At 72.1% G+C, this 14,166-nt stretch carries 13 protein-coding genes; 4 read left to right on the forward strand and 9 right to left on the reverse strand.

Annotated features, from left to right (window positions below; translation table 11 throughout):
• A partial coding sequence (locus tag KBX08_RS30720; RefSeq protein ID WP_210787185.1) for a DedA family protein occupies positions 1 to 541 on the reverse strand: 541 nt, incomplete at its 3' end.
• Positions 542 to 641: 100 nt separating this feature from the next.
• Positions 642 to 1,325, reverse strand: coding sequence for a 50S ribosomal protein L11 methyltransferase (locus tag KBX08_RS30725; RefSeq protein ID WP_307850698.1), 684 nt, complete (start codon positions 1,323 to 1,325; stop codon positions 642 to 644).
• Between the two features lie 193 nt (positions 1,326 to 1,518).
• Between KBX08_RS30725 and KBX08_RS30730 the strand changes: the two genes are divergently transcribed.
• Positions 1,519 to 1,722, forward strand: coding sequence for a cold-shock protein (locus tag KBX08_RS30730; protein WP_007462771.1), 204 nt, complete (start codon positions 1,519 to 1,521; stop codon positions 1,720 to 1,722).
• A 48-nt stretch (positions 1,723 to 1,770) separates the two neighbouring features.
• On the opposite strand, the gene KBX08_RS30735 is transcribed toward KBX08_RS30730, so the two are convergent.
• The 5 genes from KBX08_RS30735 to KBX08_RS30755 all read right to left on the reverse strand — a co-directional run bounded on the left by KBX08_RS30735 (position 1,771) and on the right by KBX08_RS30755 (position 6,960).
• On the reverse strand, positions 1,771 to 3,051 hold the full coding sequence (locus KBX08_RS30735) for an MFS transporter (RefSeq protein ID WP_210787187.1): 1,281 nt from the start codon (positions 3,049 to 3,051) through the stop codon (positions 1,771 to 1,773).
• Positions 3,048 to 3,623: a helix-turn-helix transcriptional regulator gene (locus tag KBX08_RS30740; RefSeq protein ID WP_210787189.1), complete on the reverse strand. Its 576-nt coding sequence runs from the start codon at positions 3,621 to 3,623 to the stop codon at positions 3,048 to 3,050. The genes KBX08_RS30735 and KBX08_RS30740 overlap by 4 nt, the downstream gene beginning before the upstream one ends.
• A 107-nt stretch (positions 3,624 to 3,730) precedes the next feature.
• Complete coding sequence (locus KBX08_RS30745) at positions 3,731 to 4,606, reverse strand: hypothetical protein (RefSeq protein WP_210787190.1); 876 nt, start codon at positions 4,604 to 4,606, stop codon at positions 3,731 to 3,733.
• Between the two features lie 143 nt (positions 4,607 to 4,749).
• Complete coding sequence (locus KBX08_RS30750; RefSeq protein ID WP_210787198.1) at positions 4,750 to 6,441, reverse strand: CocE/NonD family hydrolase; 1,692 nt, start codon at positions 6,439 to 6,441, stop codon at positions 4,750 to 4,752.
• A gap of 3 nt (positions 6,442 to 6,444) precedes the next feature.
• Entirely contained in the window at positions 6,445 to 6,960 is a 516-nt protein-coding gene (locus tag KBX08_RS30755; protein WP_210787200.1) for a MarR family winged helix-turn-helix transcriptional regulator, read from the reverse strand.
• Between the two features lie 123 nt (positions 6,961 to 7,083).
• Between KBX08_RS30755 and KBX08_RS30760 the strand changes: the two genes are divergently transcribed.
• Positions 7,084 to 9,210, forward strand: a complete 2,127-nt coding sequence (locus KBX08_RS30760; RefSeq protein WP_210787202.1) for an efflux RND transporter permease subunit — start codon at positions 7,084 to 7,086, stop codon at positions 9,208 to 9,210.
• Positions 9,211 to 9,254: 44 nt separating this feature from the next.
• Here KBX08_RS30760 and KBX08_RS30765 read toward each other — a convergent pair whose 3' ends face one another.
• Together KBX08_RS30765 and KBX08_RS30770 are read right to left on the reverse strand one after the other, a co-directional pair.
• Positions 9,255 to 10,130, reverse strand: coding sequence for a lytic transglycosylase domain-containing protein (locus tag KBX08_RS30765; RefSeq protein WP_210787204.1), 876 nt, complete (start codon positions 10,128 to 10,130; stop codon positions 9,255 to 9,257).
• A 34-nt stretch (positions 10,131 to 10,164) separates the two neighbouring features.
• Positions 10,165 to 11,586, reverse strand: a complete 1,422-nt coding sequence (locus KBX08_RS30770; RefSeq protein ID WP_210787206.1) for a DedA family protein — start codon at positions 11,584 to 11,586, stop codon at positions 10,165 to 10,167.
• Between the two features lie 133 nt (positions 11,587 to 11,719).
• On the opposite strand from KBX08_RS30770, the gene typA reads away from it, so the two are divergent.
• A complete protein-coding gene (gene typA / locus KBX08_RS30775; RefSeq protein WP_124858831.1) occupies positions 11,720 to 13,588 on the forward strand; it encodes a translational GTPase TypA in 1,869 nt (622 codons plus the stop codon).
• Positions 13,589 to 13,702: 114 nt separating this feature from the next.
• Positions 13,703 to 14,166, forward strand: a 464-nt coding sequence (locus KBX08_RS30780) for a serine hydrolase (RefSeq protein WP_210787208.1), incomplete at its 3' end; no start/stop codon positions are given.

Here is a 14,166-nt window from a genome sequence, read left to right on the forward strand (position 1 = left end):
CCCCCATCGTGACCAGCAGCGGGCTGGGGTCGCCCGGCAACAGCCCGGCCACCGACCGCGACGCGGTGCCCAGGGCCAGGTAGAGACCGGCCCAGGCGGCCGCGCCGATCGTCGCGCAGCCGAGAAATCGGCGGTACGACATCCGCAGCCCGCCGGCAGCCAGTGGCAGCAGCGCGTTGAAGACCGGCAGGAACGGCGCGACCATCATCATCCGGCCGCCGCCGCGACGCAGGATGCCTTCGGCCGCTGTCCAACGGGCCTCGCCGATCCAGCCGCCGACGCGGCTGTCGCGCAGCCGGTCGGAGTAGCGACGGCCGATCAGGAAGCTCAGCGACCAGCCGGCCAGGCAGCCGATCAGCACCGCGGTGAAGGTGGCCAGCCCGGTGCTCGGGCGGCCGACGCCGACGGCGGCGAGGATCGCGACGTCGCCGGGGACCAGGACACCCAGCAGGGGTACGGCGTCGAAGAGCATGACGAGCCCGAGCGCACCCATCAGCAGCAGAATCGGTAGTTCTCCGATCTGGGCCAGCCATTGCGTCATGCGTCCACGCTATGGCCGTGGCACCACTTCGGACATCGGGTCGTAGCCCCCAGTGACCCCTGGTATCCGCCTCGGGGTCGCCCCTGAGTCGGGGTCCGCCTCAGGCGGGACGCAGCACCTGCACGTGGCGTAGCGACGAGTCGACCGACGGTTCGGTGGTGGGCACCGGGTAGTCGGCCAGCACGGTCAGGCGGTCCGTCGGTAGGTGTCCGCGGCCGGGGTCGCCGACCAGCACGTCGGCACCTGCGGCGGCGGCCCGCTGCAGGAAGGGCAGCATCCGGTCGGCCATCGCGCGGTCGTAGAAGACGTCTCCGGCGACGACCAGGTCGACCTTCGCTTCGGTGCTGTCGAGCAGGTCGTCCCCGGTGGCCTCGACGGCGACGTGGTTGGCTCGCGCGTTGAGGGTGACGGCGGCGACGGCGTACGGGTCGATGTCGTTGGCGGTCACCTCCGCGGCGCCGGCGAGGGCGGCGGCGATGGCTACCAGTCCGGATCCGGCGGCGAGGTCGAGGACCCGGCGGCCGGCGGCCAGCTCCGGGTGGTCGAGGAGGTGGCGGGCCAGGGCCTGTCCTCCGGCCCAGGCGGACGCCCAGTACGGTGCCGGCAGCGCGTGTCCGGCGGCTGCCTCCATCCGGGCCCACCAGACGATCGCGTCCTCGGCCAGGTGCAGCCGCACCTCGGGGACGAACGGGGTGGGCATCAACCGGAGCCGGTCCAGACCGGCGCCGGGCGCGTGAATCTCGCGTTCCAGCTCGGTCAGCGCGTCGGCGGCGGCATCTCTCATCGGCGCAAGCATGCCCCAGCGGCGGTTGGTCGGGGCGGGTTTCACATGCCGCCGCGCAGAGTTCACCCGAGTTCAGTCAAATACCTACGGCACTTCGGCCAGCGGATCGGGGTTTTGCCCGTTACTGTCGAACAGGTACGGGCGATCATCGGCCAGAGGCCGAGGGTCAGCCGCTTTGAACAGGGAGAGATGCATGGCAACCGGCACGGTTAAGTGGTTCAACTCGGAAAAGGGCTTCGGCTTCATCGAGCAGGACGGTGGAGGGCCGGACGTGTTCGTCCACTACTCCGCCATCGCCTCGAGCGGCTACCGGGAGCTCAACGAGGGCCAGAAGGTCGAGTTCGAGGTGACCCAGGGGCAGAAGGGTCCGCAGGCGGACAACGTCCGCCCGATGTAGCTCCGTGCCGGTGACGGCGGCCGGTCTCCGGCCGCCGTCGCAGCGCACTCAAGACGCCGCCGGGGCGGCGGGCAGGTCCCGCCGCCTCCGGAGTGGCCCGACCAACAGAATCATCGGGGTGAGCGCCAGCCAGGCGGTCATCCCGACAATTGCCGTCTCGACGCCGTAACGTGCGCCGATGGCACCGGCCAGCACGGCCGCCAGCGGGATCGTGCCGTAGTTGAGCAGATGCATGCTCACCGTCACCCGGCCCAGCAGGTGGTGCGGCGTGTAGGTCTGCCGGAAAGCACCCTTGACCACGTTGCCGACGGCCACCCCGAGACCGATCAGCAGGCCGCCGAGGGCTGGCCAGGCCAGCCCGACGCCGGGCGCGGCGAGCGGGATGAGCAGCGCGGGCGGGCCGGTGAGCGCCGCCGCGATCAGCAGCGCCCGCGCGGTGCCGTAGCGCCGGGCCACAGTGGTGGCGAGCAGCGCGCCGATGATCCCGCCGGCGCTCATCACCCCGACGAGCCCACCCACCAGGCCCGGCTCGAGACGCAGTTCGCGGACCAGGAAGACCACCAGGACGGCCTGGTAGCCGGTCAGCCCGATGTTGCTGGCCGCGCCGAAGAGCGTGAGCACCCGCAGGTACGGGTCCCTGATGACGAAGCGCAGCCCCTCGGTGATGTCCCGGCGCAGCGACCGGGACCGCTCCGAGGGGCGTACACGTGGTTCGCGGGTGCGGATGCGCAGGAGGAACACCGCGGACAGCAGGAACGTGAGCGCGTCCAGCAGCAGCGCGGCGACGGCGCCGATGAGCTGGGCGATCAGACCGGCGAGGCCGGGTCCCACGACGTAGCTGACGGTCTGGGTCGCCTGGAGCTTGGCGTTGCCCTCCGGCAGTTGCCCGGGTCGCAGCAGCACCGGCAGGTAGACCTGGTCGGCGGTTTCGAAGAAGACCCGCGCGGCGCCCGCGCTGAGGGCGACCACGAGCAGTTGTGCGACGGTGAGCCGGTCCACCAGGGCGGCCAGCGGCACGCTGAGGAAGGCCACCGCGCAGAGCAGGTCGCAGATCACCATCACCGGTCGGCGGGGCAGCCGGTCGACCCACGCGCCGGCCGGCAGGCCGATCAGCAACCAGGGCAGCCAGGCCGCGGCGGTGAGCACCGCCACCTGGAAGGTGCCGGCGTCGAGGACGGCGACCGCGACCAGGGGCAGCGCGACAGTGGTGACGTTGCTGCCGACGCTGCTGACCGCCTGGCCGGCCCAGAGCAGCCGGAAGTCGCGGTGCCGCAGCAGCCCTGCGGTCGGCCGGACGTCGCTGGGGTCGCCGCGGGTGGCGGTGGTCACGGTCGGGCCGGTACGCCGTGGACGAACACGAAGACCGGTCTGCGGTCGGCGTCGTCGTCGGGTGGCTCCCGGTCGGCCCAGCGCGCGAGGACGTCGATCACCTCGTGGCTCAGCTCGGCCAGTTCCTCGGGTGTGAGGCGTAGCCAGCGGTCGGTGGAGAACGGCGCGTCGTTCCAGGTGGCCTGGGTGCTGTCGTCGGCGGCGTGCCAGGCCCGGGCCAGGGCGACGTGCCGGTCCAGGTTGAGCGAGGTGGCGGCGTCGGCGACCGCTCGGGCGGCCGGGTCGGCGTCGAAGTCGGCGTTGGACCACCGCAGCCCCCGGGCGACCAGGCGCCACCACCGCTCGCGCCGGTCCCGGGCCAACTCGGGCGCCTCGGTGACCAGGTCGGCGGCGGCGAGGACCTTGAGGTGGTGGCTGACGTTCGCCGGGGCCTGGTCGGTGCGCTCGGCGAGCAGCCCGACGGTGGAGGGCCCGTGGACCTTGAACACGTCCATCAGCCGGCGGCGCAGCGGGTGGGACATGGCGGCCAGCACCCGGGAGTCGGTGATCTGGCGTACGTCGGAGCTGTCCATGTCGACAGGGTGGCATCCGCAACAACTCTTGCGCAATAGTTATTGCTCAACGATCGTTGCGGAGTTCGCCAAGAGGGGCGGCCCGGCGGCCTCGGGCCGCCCCTCGCTCAGGCGACCAGCCGGCGGGCCAGCTCGTCGGCGACCTGCTTGGCCATGGTGGGCGGAATGGCTGCGGCAATCTTCTCCGGCGTCAGCGACGCCAGGACGCCCTGGACGATCGCCGGCTCGTCGGTGAAGTCCCGGTTGGACAGCGCTGTCAGCGCCGCCTGCAACGCACTCACCTGGGCGGCGAGCGACGTCAACGTCGGGTGCGCCGAGACGAAGTTCGGGACCGTGGCATCCTCACCCATCGCCATCCGGGTGTAGATCTGCCCGATCGGGTTGCGACCGTCCAGGACTGTGAGGTTCTTGTGGACGGTGGCCAGCCAGTTGTGTTCTTCGGGGGTCATGTCGTCGTCCTTTAGGAGTCCGATGGAGCTGAGGTAGCGGCGGAACAGGGGCCGCTGGTCGCGGCCCGCCTTGATGGCGTCGCGGAAGAAGCTGAAGTGGGTGTGCCAGCGGTGGGAGCTGTCCCCGCTGGTGCGCTTGCCGAGGCGATCCCACCGCCTCACAGTGGTGCCGTCGGGGCTGTAGATGATCTCCCGGATGTCCCGGGTGTCGGCCGCGTTCGCGGCGCACTGCGCGACGCACCAGACCGAGAAGCTGGGCAGCGTGTTCGTACGACCACCGGAGCGGACATCGAACTGGCCGACGTCCAGCGCCGCCGCGTCGAGGGTCAGCCCGGCCCGGTCGCGGGGCGACTCGACCACCGAGTAGTCGCCGGTGACGACCCGGTCCGATCCGCAGTGGTAGCCGCCCCGGTGGGCCGAGTCGCCGACGATGCCGACCTCGCCCGGGTCCAGGTCGTCTGGCCCAGGGGCGTTGTCGAGGTGAGTGAGGAGCAGGCTTCGGACGGCCAGAAGATTAGCCGGGGCCCGGGTCATGGGGTCCCCCTTTCCGAGAGGCGGGGACCGGGCACGACGTCACACCGCGTACGCGGTGCTGGGCTTCGGGCGAGCCCGGCCTACTGGTGCACGGCGCCGGGCGTTGACTCAACCATAGCCCGCGTTTTGGACAAACGCCCAGCTCAGAGCAGGTCAGTGCAAACTGGAGACTGCCGAGGGTCAGAGTGGACGATTGGCAACAGCAGCGCCGACGGGTGAGCCGGATCGTGCAGAACCTGCCGCCAACCGGCACGCAGCGTCACCGCCGTGCCGAGCGGCTCCCCCGTGCCGGGGTTGCGGGCCCACCGTGGATGGGCGCCGCCGCAGACCTGCACCCGCAGTCGGTGCCCGGCGGCGAAGCGGTACGCGGTCGGCCAGAGTGGCACCGGAATCCGCAGCGCCCCGGAAGAGTCGGGCGGGAAGCGCTCGGGCGTGACCCGCACCAGGCCGTCGCACACGTTCCACGAGCGACCCCGGCGGTCCACGTCGCACAGACGAACGAACACGTCCAGGTACGGCAGATCACTGCGGACGTGGATCTCGGCGCGGACCGGGCCGACCACCTCGACCGGCGCGGTCAGCGGGGCACTGGTGTAGGTCAGCACGTCGGGACGGGCCTCGACGCGCCGGTTGTCGACCGGGCCGGCCCGTTGGGCGACGAGCAGTGGACCGCCCAGCGACGGGGTGGGATCGGCCGGGTCGTAGCGGAACGTGTCCGGTGTCGACGCGACAGGTGGGTGTGCCGCCAGCTCCCCACCGGGTTGCAGGTGCCAGGGGGTCTCGACGGCCGGGGGTGGCCAGTCCGGCAGGTCCCGCCAGCCGCCACCGGCGCCGCCGACGTAGATGTGCACGGGCGGCCGGGCTGGTCCTGCCGGGACGGGCGTACGAGACGCGGCCGGCAGGTGCTCGTCGAGCCAGGCCAACCCCTCGCGCAGCGCGGCCACGAACAGCCCGGGGCTGCCGTGCGTCCACGGCCCGATCACCAGGCGCGGTGGTGTGCCGGCGGCGCGCAGCACGGCGTGGTCGTCGAGCTGGGCGGGCAGGAAGATGTCGTGCCATCCGGTGACCATGACCACCGGCGCCCGCACCTTCGCGACCTGGTCGGCGAAGACCCGGCTCCGCCAGTACGCGGCCTGCGGTGTGTGGTGGCGTAGCCACTCCTGGAAGAACGGGATGGTCACACCGGTGGCCACCCGGTCGGCGTCGGCCAGGGGGAGGTGCTCCAGCGCGGTGGCCAGCCGGGGTTGCCCGCGCTTGAGTTCCCACTGCCGGGCCAGCCACGGCACGGTCTGCGCGTGCAGCAGCTCCGCCCAGGTCAGCACGGTGTCCAGGGCGAAGGACTCCCCCGCGTACGTCGAGTCGCGGGTCGCCGAGGCGGTCACCACGGCGACCATCGCCCGCAGTTCCTCGCCGGCGTCGGCGGCCAGGGCCCACTGGGCGAAGCCCTGGTAGCTGACCCCGAACATCCCGAGTTGCCCGGACCACCAGGGCTGGCGACGCAGCCAGTCCAGCGTGTCCGCGCCGTCGTCGCGCTCGTGCACCAGCGGGGCGAACGTTCCACCGGAGCCGCCGGTGCCCCGGCACGACTGGATCACCGCGTGCCGACCCCGGGCGGCGAGCAGCCGACCGAGCAGCCGCAGCGGTCCACCCCGCCCGTAGGGGGTGCGGATCAGCACGGTCGGCGCGCCGTGGACGGCCGGGGCGTAGTGGTCGGTGCGCAGCACCACACCGTCGCGGGCCCGCACCGGGAGGTCACGGCTGACCCGCACCGGGCCGGGGCGGGTCGGTGGCAGGCGCAGCGCGGCGCTGGCGAGGCGGGTGACGGGGTCCGGCAACGGTCAGCCCGTCGGGCGGCGGGGTGACTCCGGCCGGGCGGCGCGCACCGCGTCGCGGTGCCCGCGCAGCGATTCGCTCATCTCCGCCATGAACCGGTGCACCACCTCCAGCTCGTCCTCGCTGAACCGGGCCATCACCGTGTCGGTACGGGCGCCCAGCGGCCGGAAGAACTCCATGGCCAGGGTGGCGCCCTGGTCGGCGTAGTGCAGCAGCACCTTGCGCCGGTCGACGGTGTCCCGGTCACGGCGGATGTGCCCGGCCCGTTCCAGCCGGTCGATCAGGGCCGTGACGGAGCCGGAGGAGAGGTTCAGCTGCTCGCCGAGACGGCCGGGGGTGATCGGGTCACCGAGCAGCTCGGCGTCCATCACCGCGATCAACGCCTGCAGGTCGGTCGGGTTGAGGCCGTTCAGGTTGGCGAAGGCGTGGCCGACCTGCTGGGCGTCCACCGCGTACCGCCGGAGGTTGTTGGTGATCTCGGCGACCAGCTGCTCGCGGCGCGTGTCGCGCCGTCGGTACATGCCGTGAGTCGCCACCTCGCGCCGCTCTTCCCGTCGTCGGTCTCCCGGGTTGCAGCATAGAACAGCCCCGGATAATCTCGGCTATCAAGATACTCGACTTCCGAAAGACCTTGAGGTCACCTGATGTCTGTGTTCACCAGAGTCGCTCGTGGCCGGCTGGCCGCCTGGCTCACAGTGGCCGCCGCGATCGTCGTGGGCGCTGCCGTCTTCGGCACACCCCAGCCGGACAACCCGGCGCCGGTCTCCGCCACCGGCCTGTCCGTGCAGTGGCAGTCGACCCAGGTGCAACGTCTCCAGGATCAGCTGCCCTCCAGCGACGTGCAGCCGGCCATCGTGGTGATCAGTCGTGGTGACGGCGGCGCGCTGAGCGGGACCGACCGGGCGACCGTCGGCGCTCGCGCCGACGACCTACGCCGACTCGCGGTGGGCGGGCAGGTCAGCCCCGCCCAGGTCTCCCCGGACGGCGCGGTGGCCCTGGTCGCCGTGCCGCTGGACACCGCCGGCGGGCAGGAGGTCGTCACCGACACGGTGACCCAGCTGCGCGCCACCCTCATGAACCTGCCTGACGGGCTGACCGCCGAGGTGACCGGCGCCCCGGCGTTCACCGCCGACCTCTCCTCGGTGTTCGACGGCGCCGACGTCACACTGCTCGTGGTGACCGCCGGCGTGGTCGCGCTGCTCCTGCTGATCACCTATCGCAGCCCGTTCCTGTGGATCGTGCCGCTGGTCGTGGTCGCCGCCACCGAGCAGCTCACCCTGCGCGCGGTGGACGTCATCGTGCCGGGCGTCGGCATCAACCTCCAGCAGGGCCAGGTCACCGGCATCGCCAGCGTGCTGGTCTTCGGCGCCGCCACCGACTACGCGCTGCTGCTCATCGCCCGCTACCGGGAGGAGCTGCGCCGCGAGGAGGACCGGTTCGCGGCGATGCGCGCCGCGCTGCGCCGCACCGCGGAGCCCATCCTCGCCAGCGGCGGCACCGTCGTGCTCGGCGTCCTCACCCTGCTGCTCAGTGAGCAGGAGACCAACCGGGCACTGGCCGTGGCGTGCGCCACCGGTGTGGTCTTCGCCATGCTCTCGGCCCTGTTCGTGCTCCCCGCCGTGCTGGTGCTCTTCGGTCGCGGCCTGTTCTGGCCCTTCGTACCCCGGGTCGGCGGCCCGGTGCGCGAGGGTCGGCTCTGGGGTCGACTCGGCACCGCCGTGCAACGCCGCCCGGTGGTGGTCGCGACGCTGGCCACAGTGCTGCTCGGCGGCCTGGCACTGGGTGGGCTCGGCATCCGTACCGGCCTGTCCGAGACCGAACAGTTCCGGGCCGAGCCCGAGGCGGTGACCGGGGCACAGACCCTGGCCAGGGCCTTCCCCGCCGGCAGCACCCAGCCCGTCGCCGTGATCACCACCCCGGCGGCGGTGCGGGCGGTCACCGCCGCCGCCACCGCCGTACCCGGTGTCGCCTCGGCGCGCCCCGGCGACGCCGGCGCGGCCGTCGCCCAGGTCGACGTGGTCCTCGACGCCGAACCCGGCACCACCGCCTCGGACCGCGCGATCGAGGCGCTACGGGCGGCGGTCGCCGCCGTTCCCGACTCCGCGCCGCCGGCCGCCGCCGGCGCCGACGCCCCGTCCGGGGCGATCGTCGGTGGCTCCGTGGCCGCCACCTACGACTCCGACGAGGCCAACGACCGGGATCTGCGACTCATCCTGCCGATCATCCTGCTGCTGGTCGGCGCCGTGCTCGTGCTGCTGCTACGCGGTCTGCTCGCGCCGCTGCTGTTGGTGCTCACCGTGATCGCGTCGTACTTCGCCAGCCTCGGCGCGGCCTGGCTGCTCTTCGACCACGTGCTGGGCTTCCCGGCCCTGGACAGCGGTGTGCTGCTGCTCGCCTTCGTGTTCCTGGTGGCGCTCGGGGTGGACTACAACATCTTCCTGGTCACCCGGGCCCGGGAGGACGCCCGCAGCGCCGGCACCCGCGCCGGGATGCTCTCCGCCCTGCGGGTCACCGGCGGTGTGATCACCAGCGCCGGAGTGCTGCTCGCCGCGGTCTTCGCCGTGCTCGGCGTGCTCCCGCTGATCACCCTGACCCAGATCGGGATCATCGTCTGCATCGGTGTCCTGCTCGACACCCTGCTGGTCCGCACGGTCCTGGTGCCGGCGCTGGCGTTCCTGCTCGGCGACCGCTTCTGGTGGCCCGGCCGCAACACGCGCGACCCGGTACAGGCCACCCCGCGCTCGCCCGAGCCGGTCGCCGCGCACGACTGACCGACTCGTCGGGGCCGTGGCGAATCCGCCACGCCCCGACCAGGTCAGTACGCCAGGCAGACGCACTCGCTCATCAGCGCCCGCACGTTGCGCACGTACGACGGGTTGGGGATGGCCAGCGGCTCCCCCTCCTGCGCCACCGCACCGTGACCGAAGTTGTACGCGGCGATGACGGCGTTGAGCAGGCAGGAATTCAGCTCGCTGGTGCACAGTGCCGGATCGAGCCGGAAGTCGGACTCGAAGTACATGTCGCCGATGTACTTCGTCGCCCAGGCCAGGTAGGTGGCGCCGAGGTAGGCGTTGTCCTGGTAGGCGTCGATCTTGTAGCTCTTCTCGAACCGCTGGTTCATCCAGGTAGCGGTGTCCGGCATCACCTGCAACAGCCCGACCCCACCGTCGCAGGCGTAGATGTTGGACTGCCAGCCGCTCTCCTGCCACGCGGTGGCCTTGAGCAGGTTGAGCGGGATCTTGATGTCCGGCGCGGAGACCGGCCAGTAGGTGCGGTTGGCCGCATCGGTCAGCGCTGCCTTCACCTCGGACCGGCTCGCCTGGGTGCCCTTGTAGGTCGGCTTGCAGGAACTGGGTGCCGGCTTCGGGGGCGCCGGCGGAACCTCGGTCTCGGTGGGCGGCTTCGGCACCGCTCGCGGCTTCGGCGCCGCCCGGGTCGGCTTCTTCGTCGTCTTCGGCTTCGGGGTCGCGCTACGACTCGGCGCGGAACCCATCGATTCCACGGCGCTCACCGACGGGCTCGGCTCCCCGTCGACCTCGTCGGAAGGTGCATCGGTCGGCCCGTCGGTGACGGCGACCGGCGCGGCCAGGCCCGATGGGCTCTCCCCCTTGGCGGCGCAGCCGACCAGTGCGCTCGCCAGCAGAAGCCCGGCGAGCACTGCGGCGCCCAGCCGATCGGTGCGTCGAACCATGGCGTTGCCTCCCCCGTGTGATTGTCGCCGCACCCTAACAAGGTTCGACCGGGCGGCGTTGCCCCTGCGAGGGCCGCCGGGGGGCCTGGTCGACCGGGGGCTGACCGTCGCCCACCGCCCGGTCCCGAGTCGCCCAGGCGACCATGAACACCACAGTCCAGAGCACCCCGAGCAGCACCGCCGCGGCCGTCCCGCTCGCCGTGTCCAGTCCGAGGTAGAGCCGCGCGCCGCCGATCCCGAGCACCCCTGCCGCCGCAGCGGTCCAGGCGGCCACCGCCACCGGCCAGTGGGCGCTGCGCGACACCAGCCACGCCAGGGTGCAGAAGCTCGCCGCGACCACGGCGTTCTGGGTGGAGAGCGGAGCCACCTCACCGCCGCCCGGGGCGGTCCCATTCGGGCCGGTCAGTTCGGCCACCAGGGCCAGCACCACCAGCGGCACGAACGCGCCCACAGTGCCGACCACGCTGAGCAGGTCCGCCCGCCAGGGTCGGTTGCGCCACGCCAGCACCGCCGCCACCAGCGCCACCAACAGGATCAGCACCGACCCGCGTACCACCGACACCACTACCAGTGTGGCGTCGGCGGCGTCCGGGGTACGCCGAGCGGCGAACCACCCCGCGATGGCGCCGTCCAGCGCGGCGAGCCCACTGTTGCGGACCGCCACCGCGAGCAGACCGGCGATGGCGAGCCCGGCGGCGAACAGCAGCAACAGCCCGGCGGCCAGATTGAGCAGCAGCGTCCAGGCCGGGCCGATCCGCATGGCCACCAGGAAGAACAGCACCCCGTAGCGGGCGGTGAGCCACCGCACCGGGGGCAGCGCGCCGGCCCGGGACAGCAGCGCGCGCACCGGGTCGGGGTTACGGCCCAGCCATCGACCCACGAGCACCACACCCACCAGGCCGGCCAGCAACAGGAATGTCACCCCGGTGGCCCGGCCGAGCAGCCGGGAGACCGTGTCGTACGACTCACCGGCGAGGTGACCGAGCAGCACCGAACCGCCCACCCAGGTCACCACCCCGGCCAGGTTCCAGAGGGCGAACCGCCGGTACGGCATACCGGCCGCACCGGCCAGCCGGGGCACCAGGGTCCGGGCGAAAGCCACCCATCGGGCGGCGAACACCCCCCGACCACCGAGGCGGGCGAGCATGGCGTCGGCGCGGGCCCACCGTTGCGGCCCGACCCGGTGACCCAGCCCGGCGCGCAGCCGTGGGCCGTACCGCCGTCCGGCCCGAAAGGCCAGCCCATCGCCGAGAACCGCCGCGACGATCATCGCGAGCAACGCCGGCCCGAGCCGCAAGGTACCGTTGTAGGTGAGGAAGCCGACGAGCAGCAGGGTAGCCTCACCCGGCACGAGCAGGCCGAAGATCACCGCGGTCTCGCCCGCCACGATCAGCGCGGCGACCAGGTAGATCCACAGGGTGGGCAGACCCTGCACCCAGGTCAGCAGCTCGTGCACTCAGGCCCCCGGGACACGGGTGCCAGCATGCCAGCCCGGGGAACCACCGGCACAGCGGTTTCACCATAGATCAGGGGCACCTGGGGGTGACCCCGACGCAGCCTGCGCGAGCGCAGGCGGAAGGATAGAGGGTATGCAGCTTCGCACCGACCTCCGCAACGTCGCCATCATCGCTCACGTCGACCACGGCAAGACCACCCTGGTCGACGCCATGTTGCGGCAGGCCGGCGCGTACGGCGCACGCGGCGAGAACACCGAGCGGGTGATGGACTCCGGTGACCTGGAGCGGGAAAAGGGCATCACGATCCTGGCCAAGAACACCGGCGTGCGTTACCTGCCGGCGGACGGCTCCGACCCGGTCACCATCAACATCATCGACACCCCCGGCCACGCCGACTTCGGCGGCGAGGTGGAGCGCGGCCTGACCATGGTCGACGGTGTGGTGCTGCTCGTCGACGCCAGCGAGGGTCCGCTGCCGCAGACCCGCTTCGTGCTGCGTAAGGCGCTGCGGGCCCGGATGCCGATCATCCTGGTGATCAACAAGGTGGACCGTCCGGATGCCCGGATCAAGGAGGTCGTGGACGACACCTACGAGCTCTTCCTCGACCTGGACGCCGACGAGGAGCAGATCGACTTCCCGATCGTCTACGCCTGCGCCCGCGACGGCATCGCCTCGCTGACCCAGCCCGCCGACGGCTCGGTGCCCGACGACAGCACCTCCCTGGAGCCGCTGTTCCGCACCCTGCTGGACACCATCCCGGCACCCTCGTACGAGGACGGCGCGCCGTTGCAGGCCCACGTCACCAACCTGGACGCCTCGCCGTTCCTCGGCCGGCTCGCGCTGTGCCGGGTCCGCCAGGGCACCATCAACAAGGGTCAGACGGTGGCCTGGTGCCGCACCGACGGCAGCACTCAGCGGGTCCGCATCTCCGAGATGCTGATGACCGAGGGCCTGGAGCGCACGTCGGCCGAGACCGCCGGCCCGGGCGACATCATCGCCGTCGCCGGCATCCCGGAGATCATGATCGGTGAGACCCTCGCCGACGTCGAGAACCCGGTCGCGCTGCCGCTGATCACGGTCGACGAGCCGGCCATCTCGATGACCATCGGCACCAACACCTCGCCGCTGGTCGGCCGGGTCAAGGGCTCCAAGGTCACCGCGCGGATGGTCAAGGACCGGCTCGACAAGGAGCTGATCGGCAACGTGTCCCTGCGGGTCCTGCCCACCGAGCGGCCGGACGCCTGGGAGGTGCAGGGCCGCGGCGAGCTGGCGCTGGCCATCCTGGTCGAGCAGATGCGCCGGGAGAGCTACGAGCTGACCGTCGGCAAGCCGCAGGTGGTCACCCGGGAGATCGACGGCAAGACCTGCGAGCCGGTCGAGCGGCTGACCATCGACGCCCCGGAGGAGTACCTGGGCGCGATCACCCAGCTCCTCGCCACCCGCAAGGGCCGGATGGAGCAGCTGGTCAACCACGGCACCGGCTGGATCCGGATGGAGTGGCTGGTGCCGGCGCGCGGCCTGATCGGCTTCCGCACCGAGTTCCTCACCGACACCCGGGGCACCGGCATCCTGCACCACGTCTTCGAGTCCTACGAGCCGTGGTTCGGCGAGCTGCGCACCCGCAACAACGGTTCGCTGGTCGCCGACCGGGCCGGCGCGGTCACCGCCTTCGCGATGATCAACCTTCAGGAGCGTGGCCAGCTCTTCGTCGACCCCACCACCGAGGTGTACGAGGGCATGATCGTCGGGGAGAACTCCCGCTCCGACGACATGGACGTCAACATCACCAAGGAGAAGAAGCTCACCAACATGCGGGCGTCGACCTCCGACGAGACGGAGAAGCTGATCCCGCCGCGCAAGCTCTCGCTGGAGCAGGCCCTGGAGTTCTGCCGCGAGGACGAGTGCGTCGAGGTCACCCCGACCGCGGTGCGCATCCGCAAGGTGGTGCTCGACCAGCAGCTGCGGGGCCGGGCCGCCGCCCGCCGCAAGCACGCCGGCTGACCCACCAGCACCCGACACCGGGCGCGTCGGCCGCTTGCGGCCGGCGCGCCCGGTGATTTTTTCCCCCGACGGGTACGCGAGCCCACCCCCGCTTGATCCGCTACGGTCACCGGCATGACCTGGGATGATCTCGACGCCCACCTGGACCGGGTGCCCGGCACCGTCTCCGCGTACGTGGGGCGGCTCGACGCGCCGCCGACCTGGACCCGCCACGCGGACGCCGGCCACTACGCCGCGAGCACCATGAAGGTGGCGGTGCTCGCCGCGCTGCACCGCGCCGCCGAGGCCGGCACCCTGGACCTGGACGCCCCGGTCCCCGTCGTCAACGACTTCGACTCCGCCCAGCCCGGCGCACCCCGCTTCGCCAACGCGCAGCCCTACGACAACGACGACGCGGTCTGGGACCGCGTCGGCGGCACCGCGACACTGCGCTGGCTGGCCGACCGGATGATCGTGCGCTCCAGCAACCTCGCCACCAACCTCGTCCTCGGCCACGTCGGGCTGCCCGCGGTCGCCGCGGTCTGGGCCCTCGCCGGCGCCCGCACCCGCGTCACCGGCCGCGGCGTCGAGGACTTCGC

It is taken from the genome of Micromonospora sp. H61, assembly GCF_018070325.1.
Lineage (GTDB): Bacteria > Actinomycetota > Actinomycetes > Mycobacteriales > Micromonosporaceae > Micromonospora > Micromonospora salmantinae.

Bases quoted from the DNA above. Each gene is read 5' to 3' on its own strand.
- KBX08_RS30725 (WP_307850698.1), bottom strand. From the start codon at position 1,325: ATGAGAGATGCCGCCGCCGACGCGCTGACCGAGCTGGAACGCGAGATT.
- KBX08_RS30730 (WP_007462771.1), top strand. From the start codon at position 1,519: ATGGCAACCGGCACGGTTAAGTGGTTCAACTCGGAAAAGGGCTTCGGC.
- KBX08_RS30740 (WP_210787189.1), bottom strand. From the start codon at position 3,623: ATGGACAGCTCCGACGTACGCCAGATCACCGACTCCCGGGTGCTGGCC.
- KBX08_RS30745 (WP_210787190.1), bottom strand. From the start codon at position 4,606: ATGACCCGGGCCCCGGCTAATCTTCTGGCCGTCCGAAGCCTGCTCCTC.
- KBX08_RS30755 (WP_210787200.1), bottom strand. From the start codon at position 6,960: ATGTACCGACGGCGCGACACGCGCCGCGAGCAGCTGGTCGCCGAGATC.
- KBX08_RS30760 (WP_210787202.1), top strand. From the start codon at position 7,084: ATGTCTGTGTTCACCAGAGTCGCTCGTGGCCGGCTGGCCGCCTGGCTC.
- KBX08_RS30765 (WP_210787204.1), bottom strand. From the start codon at position 10,130: ATGGTTCGACGCACCGATCGGCTGGGCGCCGCAGTGCTCGCCGGGCTT.
- typA (WP_124858831.1), top strand. From the start codon at position 11,720: ATGCAGCTTCGCACCGACCTCCGCAACGTCGCCATCATCGCTCACGTC.